The sequence below is a fragment of the Janthinobacterium sp. PSPC3-1 genome, assembly GCF_049896105.1.
Classification (GTDB): domain Bacteria; phylum Pseudomonadota; class Gammaproteobacteria; order Burkholderiales; family Burkholderiaceae_D; genus Janthinobacterium.
Window position 1 is genome coordinate 70,045 of sequence record NZ_JAFCTQ010000025.1, and the last position, 14,090, is coordinate 84,134.

At 54.7% G+C, this 14,090-nt stretch carries 9 protein-coding genes; 3 read left to right on the top strand and 6 right to left on the bottom strand.

Features of this window, described 5'->3' with window-relative positions; translation table 11 throughout:
* Positions 1 to 304: 304 nt before the first annotated feature.
* The 5 genes from rfbA to ACP7B7_RS22480 form a co-directional block, all read right to left on the bottom strand.
* Positions 305 to 1,201: a glucose-1-phosphate thymidylyltransferase RfbA gene (gene rfbA, locus ACP7B7_RS22460; protein ID WP_426078139.1), complete on the bottom strand. Its 897-nt coding sequence runs from the start codon at positions 1,199 to 1,201 to the stop codon at positions 305 to 307.
* A complete protein-coding gene (gene rfbB / locus ACP7B7_RS22465; RefSeq protein WP_426078140.1) occupies positions 1,198 to 2,277 on the bottom strand; it encodes a dTDP-glucose 4,6-dehydratase in 1,080 nt (359 codons plus the stop codon). The genes rfbA and rfbB overlap by 4 nt, the downstream gene beginning before the upstream one ends.
* Positions 2,278 to 2,400: 123 nt before the next feature.
* Positions 2,401 to 3,597 (bottom strand): GumC family protein, encoded by a 1,197-nt coding sequence (locus ACP7B7_RS22470; RefSeq protein ID WP_426078141.1) that lies wholly within the window; start codon positions 3,595 to 3,597, stop codon positions 2,401 to 2,403.
* A gap of 66 nt (positions 3,598 to 3,663) precedes the next feature.
* Positions 3,664 to 6,054, bottom strand: coding sequence for an SLBB domain-containing protein (locus tag ACP7B7_RS22475; protein ID WP_426078142.1), 2,391 nt, complete (start codon positions 6,052 to 6,054; stop codon positions 3,664 to 3,666).
* Between the two features lie 430 nt (positions 6,055 to 6,484).
* Entirely contained in the window at positions 6,485 to 8,464 is a 1,980-nt protein-coding gene (locus ACP7B7_RS22480) for a polysaccharide biosynthesis protein (RefSeq protein ID WP_426078143.1), read from the bottom strand.
* A 542-nt stretch (positions 8,465 to 9,006) separates the two neighbouring features.
* Between ACP7B7_RS22480 and ACP7B7_RS22485 the strand changes: the two genes are divergently transcribed.
* Positions 9,007 to 9,276: a GlsB/YeaQ/YmgE family stress response membrane protein gene (locus ACP7B7_RS22485; protein WP_065307147.1), complete on the top strand. Its 270-nt coding sequence runs from the start codon at positions 9,007 to 9,009 to the stop codon at positions 9,274 to 9,276.
* A gap of 250 nt (positions 9,277 to 9,526) precedes the next feature.
* Positions 9,527 to 11,680: a S46 family peptidase gene (locus ACP7B7_RS22490; RefSeq protein ID WP_426078144.1), complete on the top strand. Its 2,154-nt coding sequence runs from the start codon at positions 9,527 to 9,529 to the stop codon at positions 11,678 to 11,680.
* An 84-nt stretch (positions 11,681 to 11,764) separates the two neighbouring features.
* Here the strand turns inward: ACP7B7_RS22490 and ACP7B7_RS22495 are convergent, their stop codons facing one another.
* Positions 11,765 to 12,220, bottom strand: coding sequence for a hypothetical protein (locus tag ACP7B7_RS22495; RefSeq protein WP_426078145.1), 456 nt, complete (start codon positions 12,218 to 12,220; stop codon positions 11,765 to 11,767).
* 156 nt (positions 12,221 to 12,376) lie between these two features.
* Here ACP7B7_RS22495 and ACP7B7_RS22500 point away from each other — a divergent pair, with 156 nt between their 5' ends.
* Positions 12,377 to 14,065, top strand: a complete 1,689-nt coding sequence (locus ACP7B7_RS22500) for a M14 family zinc carboxypeptidase (RefSeq protein ID WP_426078146.1) — start codon at positions 12,377 to 12,379, stop codon at positions 14,063 to 14,065.
* Positions 14,066 to 14,090 lie beyond the last annotated feature (25 nt).

Here is a 14,090-nt window from a genome sequence, read left to right on the forward strand (position 1 = left end):
TACTTGTATAAAAAATTCCATCACCGACTGTCGAATGCAATGACAAAACATGTCTGAACGATCTCAATCAATGCCACCGAGACGATTTCAGGAACTGTCAGTATTGAAAACTTTACAAGGCAACGATAAGATAATCGACAGACTCTACCTGAGTGGATTCCACTCAAATAAAAAAACACCTCTCGCAAAGGCATTTACAATTATCGGGCTTAATCGTCAAATCTGCTCCCGACTTAGATTTTCAAATAAAAAACCGGGAGCAAGACTGAGGGTGATGCAGCAAGTTACCCTAACACTTGACAACTTAAACGGTCCGTTCCTTAAGAAGGCGCAAAAGGTATTGTCCATATCCATTCTTCGCCAGCGGCTGGGCAAGCTTTTCAAGAGCAGCTGCGTCAATATATCCTTTACGATAAGCAATCTCTTCTGGGCAAGCTATTTTCAAACCTTGGCGATGCTCGATCGTGGCAATGAACTGCGATGCCTCCAGAAGAGATTCATGAGTCCCGGTATCAAGCCATGCCATACCTCGCCCCATGAGCTCTACGTTCAACTGCTCGCGTTCCAAAAAAACACGGTTAACATCAGTGATCTCCAGTTCACCACGTGCTGACGGCTTGATTTCCGCAGCAATATCGCAAACTTGGCCATCGTAAAAATAAAGGCCAGTAACCGCATAATTAGACTTTGGCTTGCTCGGCTTTTCTTCGATCGACAATACTCGTCTATCGGCATCAAATTCAACCACTCCGTAGGGCTTGGGATCTTGAACGTGATACGCAAATACCGTCGCACCGTCCGTCCGCTCAGCAGCTGTACGCAGCTTTGCTTCCAGATCCGTACCGTAAAAAATATTATCGCCGAGAATCAGTGTCGATGGTGCGCCGCCTAGAAACTGGCGTCCAATGATGAATGCTTGGGCCAATCCGTCTGGCGTTGGCTGAACGGCATAGCTAAGGTTCAAACCCCATTTGCTTCCATCACCCAGCAATTCCTCAAAACGACCTGTATCCTGGGGCGTCGAGATGATGAGGATGTCACGAATACCAGCCAACATTAATGTGGTAAGCGGATAGTAAATCATTGGCTTGTCATATACCGGCAATAATTGCTTAGATACGACAGTGGTCACAGGATATAAGCGCGTGCCAGACCCGCCTGCCAAAATGATGCCTTTGCGCCGATTCACCACCGGATTCATGCAACCTCCTGCTGGTCGGCGCGCTGAACATAATTTTTATCCAGCCATTTGAAATAATCGCCAGACTGAACGTTACGCACCCAATCCTGATGTGTCATATACCATTCGACCGTCTTCCTGATGCCGGTTTCAAAAGTTTCCGCCGGTTTCCAGCCTAGTTCATGCGCCAACTTGCGCGCGTCAATCGCGTAACGTCGATCGTGACCAGGCCGGTCAGCAACAAAAGTGATCTGGTCACGATAACTGCCGCTTTCCTTTGGCGCGAGTTGGTCAAGGATATCGCAAAGCGTGTGCACAACCTCTAAATTGGCCTTTTCATTCCAGCCGCCGATGTTGTATGTCTCGCCAAGCCGCCCACCTTGCAGCACGCAGCGAATTGCCGCGCAGTGGTCGCCGACATACAGCCAGTCACGCACTTGCTGTCCATCGCCATAGACCGGAATCGTTTTGCCCGCGCGAGCATTGGCGATTGCCAAAGGAATTAGCTTTTCCGGAAAATGGTATGGCCCGTAGTTATTTGAACAATTGGTGGTCAACGTTGGAAGACCGTAAGTGTGGTAATACGCGCGCACCAGATGATCGGCAGCCGCTTTGGACGCGGAATATGGACTATTGGGTGAATAAGGTGTGGTCTCGGTAAACGGCGCATCATCTGGACTGAGCGACCCGTACACCTCGTCGGTCGACACATGCAGGAAACGAAACGCCGCTTTGGACTCGTCTGACAGAGCGGACCAGTATGTGCGCGCGGCGTCGAGCAGCGTGAAGGTACCGTTGATGTTGGTGGTGATAAATTCACCTGGACTATGAATTGAACGGTCCACATGACTCTCTGCTGCAAAATGAACGATTGCGCGCGGCTTATAGGTCGCCAGCAATTGATTGACCAAGGCTAAGTCGCAAATATCGCCGTGGACAAAAATGTGCCGCGAATCCTCCGCCAACGCAGCGAAATTGCTCTTATTTCCTGCGTAAGTTAACTTATCGAGATTGATAACTGGCTCATCACACTGCGCCAGCCAGTCAAGAATAAAATTGGAGCCGATAAATCCCGCGCCGCCAGTTACTAGAATCATGGAACATCTCATAAAAAAACGTTGCACGTCTCGAAAACATGAGAACGTGATCTAAATTAGGAAATATCTCAATTAAAACAATATTTCCCACGATAAATAAGTTTCGACCTGCGCGTATTAGCTTTACTTAAATTGAAGATACGTTTTGAATTTTTTCCAACGCACGATAGTTTTGGGATCCTGCTTCATTTTCTCGCAAATTTCCGCAACAAATACGCAAGCAAACGCAGCAAACAACGCCAACGCTGCAGCCATCAAAGTCATGAGCGCACGCTTTGGCTTGAATTTTTTCTCAGGCTCGATCGCAATATCGAGAACTTGAATCATCGATGTATCTTTCGCCTCGTCGAGACGCGCAACTTCGTATTGTTTCGCGAGAAGTTCATAGAGCATCTGATAATATTTCACATCGCGCAGGAGCTTGATATTGGCGAGTCCAATCTGTTTCTTATCATCTGACGCAGACTCTCCTGCAAGGGAGGGACGCCCATTCTCAAGTTTCGATAACTCGGCACGCGAACTGTTTAACTCCTGCTGGGCGCGCTTGTAGTCTTGATTATTTGTCGTAACGAACGCTTGCATGGAGTTCAACTGAATTTCCTTAGCGGAAATCTGCGCGCGCAACCGAGCCACCGTTTCGACAATGGCGCGGCTGTCGCTATCTACATTAATGACGCCATGAGTATCGAGTGCTCCTTTAAGCGTCATTTCGGCGTTAGCAAGATTGTTTTTTGAAAGCTCGAGCTGCTTCTCGAAAAACATTCTGCGTTGTGATGCTTCGGTAACCGCCAGCACTCGCGTCAATTGAAATAACTCATCGACATACGAATTAGTTAAAAGTGCGACGCGTTTCCTATCTTGGTCCTCGACATCAATTGTAATCAGCCCATCCTTACCGACTGCTATCGTCGTGTTCGACTCAAGTATTCTGCGCGCCTGCTCCATCGATTTGGTGTTGTAAATTTTCTTCAAATCGTATTGGCCGATGAGCTTGTCCGCAATAGTACGGCTTCTCAGCATTCCAATATAGAGGTCATTCGGATTTTTAATACCCGCCAATCCAGTTGCTGCCCCTCCCAGTTGAGACAGTAGCGCGGCAGCGCCCGATTGTGCCTGTTGCGGCGGCAAAAATTTAGAACTTGCCTTGTAAACATCAGGCATTGCAAAAGATAGCCCAGCCGCAGCGATTGCGACTATTAATGGGAGACCAATAATGAGCTTTTTATGCTTTGCGAGCACAATTAATAAGTCAATAAAACCGGTCTCGCTGTCAACGATATCGCCGTGTGATTCTGCAACAATGGTCCGCGTGTCGTTCATGCTTGTAAGTCACTTAATGTGGTCAGAATTTATATCGTTTATATTGCGAGAATTTTCATAATCGCATTAGTTGCGCAATGTTTTTACGGCCGCAGCTCCAAGCCCGAAATTCGCAAATATCTGAGCCCATTCACGCGTGCCCTGTGTGAACTTGGACCAAGAAGTTTCCTTGTCAAACTTTTCCGGCACAACGATAGAATCGCCCGGCATGACTATTACGCCGCCAATACCGCCAAATGTCCAAGCACTCGTGTCGCGTGCCACCACGCTTCCATCGGTGCGCATGATAAAGACGTTTTCCACATCCGCGTCGGTTGTCAGTCCAGCCATGTTCAAGTAATCCTTCAAGCGGGTATTCGAACGCCACATTGGCGACGCCTCGGCATTGACAGCGCCAAATATATGGACAAACTCGGGCTTTGCCGCGATCACGAGACGATCACCATTTTCCAGCTTAAGTTGAGGCAAGCGCGCAAATGATCGCTCCGCCGGGTCGAGTCCGAACGCTATGCGGCCGGTTGGCTTAAGTTGCTTGAAACGGGAAATATTTTCTTTAGCCAGTTGCAGTTCCGTCTGACGTTGCGCTTCTGCTGCCTGCGCATCATTCGTGCTGAGCGCGCGGGCATTTGCCACACTTTTCGACTGCTCGATGCGCAACTGGTTTTCCAGTTTGGTAGCAGCTTTTTCCAAGTTATTCTGTTGCTCCACGCGAACCTGCTCGCGATAGAAAGCCGTGCCAAAAAAATAGGCATCCGGCGTCGTGCCGCCAGCCCGCGCCAATAAAGATTGCAGCGTTTCGCCGGCAGTCATCTGGTACACACCCGGCACTTTTACTTCACCTTCAACCCGCACAAATATGCGGCGCTTGTCCATTGGTACGGCGACGTCCTGCTGGGAAAAAATCGTGACCGTATCGCCCGGCTGCAGCTGTACATTGTCCGGGCTGGATGGATTGGAAAATACCTTGCCCAGGTTAAATGGAATCAGGCTGACCGTCAGGTCGGAGCGATTGATACGCTCCACAACCGCATAGTCCCAGTTGATCTCATCAATCAAACCACCGATACGTGATGCGATATTGCCGGCTGCTTCGTTGGTCACACTGTCATTTTCGCCAGTACTGACGGCGCCGTTCTGGCGCTTGATCGAACTACGGGTAATCAGATATTCGCGATTAGGAATCAGGTCGCTGACGCGCATTCCCGGCAGAAACGGTGCGCGAATGGATTGATCCACATTGCCGCGCAAGATGACCGCGTTCGAAAAATCGGGCGTAATTGAGGTAATGTTGAGTACGTCGCCGTTTTTCAGCGTGCGCTTCAGCCCCTCGCCAGACAATGCAAACTGCTCTACGCTACGCGGCTGACTCTTGCTGGCATCGATACGCTCGAGGTAGGCGCGGCGCGGATCTGCCACGACCGGCATGCCGCCAGCGACATCCAGCATCGATTCGATCGTATCGTTGGCCGTGCGCAGTTCATAAATGGCAGGAGTATTGACCTTGCCGACCAGTGCCACATGGCCAGTGGCCGCCGGGATGTAGATCGAATCACCATCCTGCAGCTTGATGTCGGCGGACTTGTCGCCCTTCGCGATAAATGCATACAGATCCAGATCTGCCACGACCTTGCCAGCACGCTTGACTTGCAGGTGGCGCATGCTGCCATTGGCGTTTGGCCCGCCGCTGGCAAACAGCGTGGTCACCAGGGTCGACAGGCTCGATACCGTGTATGTGCCTGGACGGCTTGCCTGACCTACCACATACACCGTAATGGCACGCAACTTGCCAAAGCTGACGTTGATCGTGACACCTTTGTACAGCGTTGCAACCGCCCTGCGGATAACCGACTCCGCATCGCTCGCCTTCACGCCGGCCAAAGCGACGGGACCGACTGTCGGAATCGATATCTGTCCATTGCGGTCGATCGTTGCGCGATAGTCGATATCGATGCTGCCCGTACCGCGTATCATCAGCTCATCGCCCACACCCAGTGGATAGTCGGCAGGCACCGGCGCACCCGAGATCGGGGTAAACGTGGCAGCGGCGTTGGCGAAGAACTGCGCACCAAATACTGGCAGGATCTTGCCAGTGCTGTCGGCAATAAATTTTTGAAACTCACTGCTACCGACTTCCGGTCCGCGAACGCTGCGCGATGCTGCCTGCCTCGTGCCTGCAGCAGAACGCGGAGACGTTCCAGATGCATTTCCCTCAGCGCTGTTATCAGCGACGTTAGCGTTCGCGATGCTGACTCGCCGTGGCATCTCCGAAGCAGCAGCACCGGCACCGGCACCGGCACCTGTGCTGGCACCTGCACCTGCACCTGCACCTGAACTCGCACTTGCAGGAGTGAGCGCTTGACCAAACATTTCTTCTTTGCTAACACCATCCTGGGCGGAAGCAGCGATGGAAGCAACGGTTAGAACAACTGCTACGAGGCAACGGGTGATTTTGGTCATTGATGAATTCAGTTTAGGAGGAGGAGCTTGATGGCGATAAATGCGCATGCCATTTTAGCTTAAATCATGGAGGCTGGAAAATATATTTTAAAATAGTCAATACTTTAGTGCCATAAACGTTGCAAATTTATGCGTTGCAATTACAGTAATATCCACAAGGTAATAGCTGGCTGATTCGACATTCTTCAACGACTTCACACTTGATCCCATCACTGCGCATGACGACTTTTCATAAGGCTGCAGAATATATCACAAGGTCGAAAAATCACCTTGGACAATAGATTTTGCCAGCATCCCGTATCATGTGCCGCACATTGAGGAGACCGGGACGCACCGCACGCATTCGAATTGCGCCCCAACAAGGCGGGCGGCCGGATTGATGCTGCCAGATACAAGGCACCAATCAATCCAGTCGGAGTATTAACTACGATCAATGCATAGAGGGCACGATCACATGGCCGAGGTCAGCGCGCTGAGCCACGCTAGATATGTCCGGCAAGGCGCGACTGGCAACAGCATGCTGCGCAGTTTGCTGCCATATATTGTCGGAAATATCCGATGACGGCGCATATTCCTGCACAATTTTTTGCAGATGCAAGCGGATCGCGTTGTGATCGAATCGGGCGCAAGCGTCCTCCAGTTGCTGCAGCATTTGCTGGAGCACCGGCCACTCGAATTCGGCTTCCTGGGCGCGCATGATCAGCGGGTGATCGGTTCCGCTGACATTGCTGCCGATGAGCAATTCCTCATATAACTTCTCGCCGGGGCGCAAGCCAACATAATTGAGCTCGATCGTGCCAGCCGGCGTGTCCGGTGTTTTGACTTCCTGGCCACTCAAGTGCACCATGCGCACGGCGAGATCCGCGATACGCACCGGCTCACCCATGTCGAGCACGAAGACGTCGCCGCCCTTGCCCATGGCGCCAGCCTGGATCACCAGCTGCGCCGCTTCCGGAATGGTCATGAAGTAGCGGGTAATGTCGGGATGGGTCAGGGTAATCGGGCCCCCGCCAGCGATCTGCTTGCGGAAAAGCGGCACCACCGAACCCGACGAACCGAGCACGTTGCCGAAACGCACCATGGAGAAGCAGGTGCCGGTTTCCTTGCGCGCAAACGCCTGGAGCACCAGTTCGGCCAGGCGCTTGGTCGCACCCATCACATTGGTCGGGCGCACCGCCTTGTCGGTGGAGATCAACACAAAGCATGCCACCTTTGCCGCGACCGCCGCCTTGGCCATGCTGAGGGTGCCATAGGCATTATTACGGATACCTTCGATCGGATTGTGCTCCACCAGCGGCACATGCTTGTAGGCAGCGGCGTGATACACCGTGTCGACCGCGAACGAGCTCATGATGCGCGTGCATTTTTCCGTTTCCAGGGCCGAACCGACGAAAGCAACCAGCTCCACGCTCAGTTCACCTGTGGTACGGATCTCGCGCAGCTCCTGTTCGATGGTGTAGAGCGCGAACTCGGAAATATCCAGCAAAATCAGTTTGCTGGGTTCGAGCGCGATGATCTGGCGGCACAGTTCGGAACCGATCGAACCGCCCGCGCCGCTGACCATCACCGACTTGCCGGTAATGCAAATCGACAGCAATTCGGTATTCGGCGCCACCACGTCCCGGCTCAGCAAATCCTCGATTTCGATCTGGCGCACGTCTTCTACGCGCGCATTTCCCTTGACCAGGTTGCTGATCGGCGGAGTGACCTTGATGCGCACTGTCAGCATGGCAAGCTGGTCAAGAATCACGCGCTGCTCCCTGCGGCTCAGTTGCGGCATCGCCAGCAAGACGGTGGTGATGTTGTACTTTTTGACCAGGCGTTCAAGCTCGCTCGAAGGATAGACTTTGATGCCACGTACGATCGTATTGACACGCTGGGGATCATCATCGATAAAAGCAATCGGCAGGTATTCATTGCCTGGATTGATCGCATTCGCCAGCAAGCTTCCCGCTTGCCCTGCGCCATAAATCGCGACGCGTGTTTTGTTGAGGTGACTATTCTGGCTCAGGAAGCCACGCGCCAGAAAGCGGCTTGATAAAACATAAAGGATGGCGGCCAGCCAATAAATAATGAATGTCTTGACTGAAAACAGGGTACCAGGCAGGGCCAGGCCCAGCACGGCCAGAATCAGTGTCGAGATGGTAACGGCGCGCAATGCAGTAAAGATGATCTTCTGATCGATATAACGAATCACCGCGCGGTACAGCCCAAAATGCACGAACACCGGCATGGAGATCAGGCCTGCTGCAAGGGCAATCCACAAGTACTGCACAGGCAGCTGCAGGCTATGTCCTTGGGTCTGGAGCAGTGCCGAAAAATAGAAGATGACCGGAAGACAAAGCACATCCGCAGTCGCAGCGATGAGCCGCTTCTGGTTACGAGGAAGGCTCAGGAAAATGTTTTTCATGGTTTGATGACTCAAAAGGGGGGCACAATTGCCCGCCCGAAGTGCAGGATCCCGAAAGGGATTTTTAACAATTGTGGAATGTTACCTGAAATTATTTTGAGCTTGTGAGGTTTTACCGTATATGCAACAATCAAAAATTGATAGGCAAGCTTATTTTGGCCCAATTATTGCCAAAAATGAAAGAAATACGGGTATTTTTCACTGCTTGCTTGCCCCTTGGCGGCATCATAATCCCCTTTTGATGCGCCCATCTCAATGATTTACTGCCAAGCAACTAACGACAGTGCTTTGCATTAATAATGTGCAATTTTTTCCAAAAATACAAGTAGTGCATCGTGCAGTGGAAGCAGAATAAGCAACCATATTCATCCGTGTTAAACGTGCCGCAAGGTAAATTTAAATTGTTGTTTGTCGCCATAGGCAAACACACGTTGCAAGTTAATCCACTGGACTTTTCAATCGTGCGGCATCAATATCAAATTGCCATCCCGGTGCATGCCCCACGCACTGGCATTTCATTCATCCACCGCGCGGAGAATCACATGAATTTCATTATCTGGATTGTTATTGGCGGCATCATCGGCTGGCTGGCCAGCATGGTCATGAAAACCAACGCACAACAAGGCATTTTCCTCAATATCGTGGTCGGCATCGTCGGTGCGTTCCTGGGGGGCTGGCTGCTGTCGCCGCTGTTCGGCACCAGCACCATCAATAGTGACAATTTCAGTCTCGCCTCCCTGCTGGTGTCGTTCCTGGGGGCCGTCATCCTGTTGGGCATCGTCAATTTGTTGCGCCGAGGTAAGATGCGTTAAGCCAGCGTCACGATACTGCGGCTGTCAAAACGATAGCCGAAAAACAATAATTTTTACCATGGCCGGGCCGCGCAAGCGCCCGGCCATTTTCATTCGCGCTCTGGCGCATGCGCGACAGTTGGCCTTGTGATACGGAAAATGTCATTGACTAGTCACACTTCGATACGGATACTCCATGTCGCCCGCTGAAAAAATCACCGGGTACACACGCTGATTCCGACTTCCCTTCATGTAAAAGACCAGAACTCGAATGAAAAAATCCCTGATTGCGCTCGCTATCCTGAGCAATTTTGCACACGCCGACGAAGGCATGTGGATGCCACAACAGCTGCCACAAGTAGCCAAGGAATTGAAAGCCGCCGGCCTGAAACTGGACCCGGCCACCCTGACCAAGCTGACCGAATTCCCGATGGGCGCCATCGTCAGCCTGGGCGGTTGCTCGGCCTCGTTCGTCTCGCCGCAAGGCCTGGTTGCCACCAACCACCACTGCGTCTACAACAGCGTGGCGGTCAATTCCACCAAAGAGCGCGATCTGCTGGCCAACGGTTTCCTGGCCAAGACTTTTGCTGAGGAACTGCCGGCCGCGCCGGGCAGCCGCATCTTCGTTACCTCCGCCGTGACCAATGTCAGCGACAAGATCATCACCGCCGACGTCGCCAAACTGCAAGGCAAGGCACGCATCGACGCGATCGAGAAAAACCAGAAGAAACTGGTCGCCGAATGCGAAAAAGAAGCGGGCTTCCGCTGCACCGTGTCGGCCTACTATGGCGGCCTGGAGTTTTACCTGATCAAGCAACTGGAAATCCGCGACGTGCGCCTGGTGCATGCGCCTCCGGCCGGCGTGGGCAAATTCGGCGGCGACACCGACAACTGGATGTGGCCGCGCCACACGGGCGACTACGGTTTCTACCGCGCCTATGTCAGCAAAGACGGCAAGGCTGCCGACTTCAGCAAGGACAACGTGCCATACCAGCCGAAACACGTGCTGAAACTGGCCAAGGATGGCCTGAAAGAAGGCGACTTCGTGATGGCGCTGGGCTACCCTGGCCGCACCAACCGTCACCGCCTGCCGTCGGAAGTGGCGTTCACGTTTGACTGGAACTACCCTGCCTTCGTGAAAGCCTCGGGCGAAACGCTGGCCATCATCGCGCGCGAAACCAAGGACAACAAGGATGTCGCGCTGAAATACGCAGGCCAGGTTGCCGGCGTGAACAATTACTACAAGAACCGCCAGGGCATGCTGGACTCCTACGCGGGCAGCGATTTCCTGGCACGCAAGACGGCCGAACATGCAGCGCTGAAAACCTGGGTCAACGCCAACGCCGCCCGCAAGGCGGAGTTCGCCGGCGACATCGAGCAGGTGGAAAAGCTGATCGCCGAGCGCGATGCCGACACCAAGCGCGATTTCTTCCTCGGTTACGCACAGCCACGCCTGCTGAACACGGCACGCAGCCTGTACCGCCTGGCCAATGAAAGCACCAAGGCTGACACCGAGCGCAAATCGGGCTACCAGACGCGCGACCTGCCGCGCCTGGAGTCAAGCATCACCTCGGTCGAGCGTACCTACGATGAAAAAGTCGACAAGGCGCTGGTACTGAACAGCCTGACCAAGTACGCCGCCCAGCCAGCCGCCCAGCGCCGCGCCAGCTTTGACGCCGCCATCGGCATCAAGGACGGCATGTCGCAAGCCGACCTGGCCGCCGCCCTGGACAAACTGTATGCCGGCAGCAAGCTGGCCGACAAGGAAGAACGCAAGGCATGGCTGAAACGCACGCCTGCAGAATTCCAGGCCAGCAAGGATACCTTTATCCAGGCAGCGGTCGCCATGTACCCGGATTCGCTGAAAAACGAAGCGGAAGACGAAGAACTGTCGGGCAAGATCCAGCAATCGTACGCCAACTACATGAAAGCCAAGATCGCCTTTATGAAGAGCAAGGGCCAAGCCGTCTATCCTGACGCCAACAGCACCCTGCGCGTGACGTTCGGCAAAGTGGCCGCCCGTGACCATGGCGCCGACGGCACCACCTGGACCGCGTTCACCACCGTCAATGGCGTGGTAGCGAAGGCCACCGGCGAAGGCGAGTTCAATGCCCCTGCCAACCAGCTGGCGGCGATCAAGGCCAAGGACTTCGGCAAATATGTCGATGCCAAACTGAAAACCGTGCCGGTCGATTACCTGGCCACCTTGGACATCACCGGTGGCAACTCCGGTTCGGCAGCGCTGAACTCGAAAGGTGAATTCATCGGCCTGGCCTTCGATGGCACCTTGGACTCGATCATTTCCGATTGGGACTACAACAAGGCCAATACCCGTTCGATCCAGGTCGACCTGCGCTACATGCTGTGGAACATGAAGCATGTCGATCACGCCGACAACCTGCTGAAAGAAATGGGCGCGGAGTAATCGCGAACAGATAACAACAACCCATAAGCCCCGCAACGGGCAGTGGTAGCCTGAGCCACTTCTTCGGAAGTGGCTTTTTTTCGTCTAGCGTTTGATATTGGAGAACCGGTACGGCGAAGCTTGTGGCTGCTCGCCACGCAGTATCACGCGCCGGCCATTTTCCAGCGGCAGGGCCAGGTCGGCGCCCGGATAGCGCTGCGCCAGCAGCGGATAATCCACCGCGTCCATGCCCGCCGCCGGGATCACGATGCGGTAAGCATTGTCGCCAAAGTCCAGCAATAGCGCGGGCCTGTCGCCAGGACCCGGCAACGCCGTGATGCGCACACGCACCTTGCCCTTGCGCCGGGTAATGGACTGCCACAACGGCAAGCTGCCCGACCTCAAGCGCAGATCGACGGCTTGTGCTGACGGTGCGCCATCGAGCGCCAGCAGCATGCCGCGATAGCGGATCAAGGCGCCGGCGCCGGCCAAGGTGACGGAACCGTCATGGGGCGCGGCCCAGGCCCAGCCGCAAGTCCAGAGCAGAACGATGGTGATCATGCGCATGGCGCCTCCCGGGAGTGAGGCTGATTGATAACACGGCTGACGAAACCACTTCCTGCACCGCATCAAGCCGCAAGCGCCGGTGCTACAATTGCCGCCTAGTCGGCGTACTTACCCAGCGCGCCGTTCCCACCTTCCCAGACTCACACCGCCATGCCACAAGACTTGCGCACGACCTACGAACTCGGTAACCACAACCAGACCACGACCTGGCTGGAATGCATCACTTTCTACAAAGATCTCGCCGCCCGCTACCCGCAGGTGCTGCATTTCGAACAGATCGGCCTGTCCGACTCGGGCGTGCCCATCCATGCTGGCGTGGTCAGCGCCGACGGCGTATTCGACCGCGAGCAGATCAAGCAGGCGGGCCGCACCGTGTTTTTCAACAATAACGGCATCCACCCGGGCGAACCGGAAGGCATCGACGCCTGCATGGCCATCGTGCGCGACCTGTGCACGCAGCCGGAGCGCCTGGCCGCGCTGGGCACGACCGTGCTGCTGTTTATTCCGATCTACAACGTCGATGGCAGCCTGAACCGCGCCAATACCTCGCGCGTCAACCAGGATGGCCCGGAGCAGTTCGGCTTTCGCGGCAACAGCCGCCACCTGGACCTGAACCGCGACTTCATCAAGTGCGACAGCCTGAACGCGCAAGTGTTCAACCGCCTGCTGGCCAGCTGGGACCCGGACGTGATGGTCGACACGCACACGTCGAACGGCGCCGACTACCCGTACACCATGACCCTGATCCACACGCAGACAGACAAACTGGGCAATGGCCTGGGGCCGTTCCTGCAGGACACCATGCTGCCGCATATTTTTGCAGAAATGGAAAACGCTGGCTGGCCCACCTGCCCGTATGTGAATCCGGTGCAGGACAGCCCGGACCACGGCATTGCGGAATTTTTGGAAGTGCCGCGCTTTTCGACCGGCTTCGCGGCCCTGCACCATGTGATCGGCTTCATGCCCGAAACGCATATGTTGAAACCGTTCGCCGACCGCTACGCCTCGATGCGCGCCCTGCTCGACATCACCATGGCGTTCACGGTCGAGCACGGCGAGCAGATCCAGCAATTGCGCGCCGCCGCGAAAACGGCCGGCCGCACGCGGCCTGAGTGGCCCGTCAGCTGGACCATGAACGAAGCACAGCCATCGACCTTCCGCTTCAAGGGTTATAAAGCGCAGTACACGCCGAGCGTGATCGGCAACTACCAGCGCCTGTCGTACGACCGTACGCAGCCGTGGGAGCGCGATATCCCCTATTACAACCGCTTCGACGCCGATGTCGTGGTGCCAGCGCCGAAGGCTTATGTGGTGCCGCAGGCCTGGCGCGAGGTAATCGAGCGCCTGCGCTGGAACGGCGTCGAAATGACGCGCATCACCAGCGAACAGACGGTAACGGCGCGCTACTATCACATCAAGGAAGTGGGCACGCGGGCCACCGCCTACGAAGGCCATATGTTCCATGACACGCTGGAGCTCGAAACACATACGGCGCAGTTCACCCTGCAAGCGGGCGACTATCTGGTGAGCCTGGACCAGGACAATGCCCGCTACGCGGTGGAAACGCTGGAACCGCAGGCGCACGACAGCTTTTTCCGCTGGGGCTTTTTCAACAGCGTGCTGGAGAAGAAGGAAGCATTTTCCGACTATGTATTCGAGGACATGGCGTCCGAGCTGCTGCGCGACGAGCCGGCGCTGGCTGAAAAATTTGCCGAATGGAAGACGGCCAATCCGGATCTGTTGAGCAATCAGGAAGCGGTGCTTGACTTTATCTTTGAACATTGTGAACGCTTTGCCGAACCTGAATGGCGCCGCTATCCGGTGCTGGCCCTGATGTAAGTCCGGGCCGCAAGTAGTCGTCTTA

What these genes read in the sequence shown, in the direction of transcription:
- rfbA (WP_426078139.1), bottom strand. Translation starts at nt 1,201, where the DNA reads ATGAATCCGGTGGTGAATCGGCGCAAAGGCATCATTTTGGCAGGCGGG.
- rfbB (WP_426078140.1), bottom strand. Translation starts at nt 2,277, where the DNA reads ATGATTCTAGTAACTGGCGGCGCGGGATTTATCGGCTCCAATTTTATT.
- ACP7B7_RS22470 (WP_426078141.1), bottom strand. Translation starts at nt 3,597, where the DNA reads ATGAACGACACGCGGACCATTGTTGCAGAATCACACGGCGATATCGTT.
- ACP7B7_RS22475 (WP_426078142.1), bottom strand. Translation starts at nt 6,054, where the DNA reads ATGACCAAAATCACCCGTTGCCTCGTAGCAGTTGTTCTAACCGTTGCT.
- ACP7B7_RS22480 (WP_426078143.1), bottom strand. Translation starts at nt 8,464, where the DNA reads ATGAAAAACATTTTCCTGAGCCTTCCTCGTAACCAGAAGCGGCTCATC.
- ACP7B7_RS22485 (WP_065307147.1), top strand. Translation starts at nt 9,007, where the DNA reads ATGAATTTCATTATCTGGATTGTTATTGGCGGCATCATCGGCTGGCTG.
- ACP7B7_RS22490 (WP_426078144.1), top strand. Translation starts at nt 9,527, where the DNA reads ATGAAAAAATCCCTGATTGCGCTCGCTATCCTGAGCAATTTTGCACAC.
- ACP7B7_RS22495 (WP_426078145.1), bottom strand. Translation starts at nt 12,220, where the DNA reads ATGATCACCATCGTTCTGCTCTGGACTTGCGGCTGGGCCTGGGCCGCG.
- ACP7B7_RS22500 (WP_426078146.1), top strand. Translation starts at nt 12,377, where the DNA reads ATGCCACAAGACTTGCGCACGACCTACGAACTCGGTAACCACAACCAG.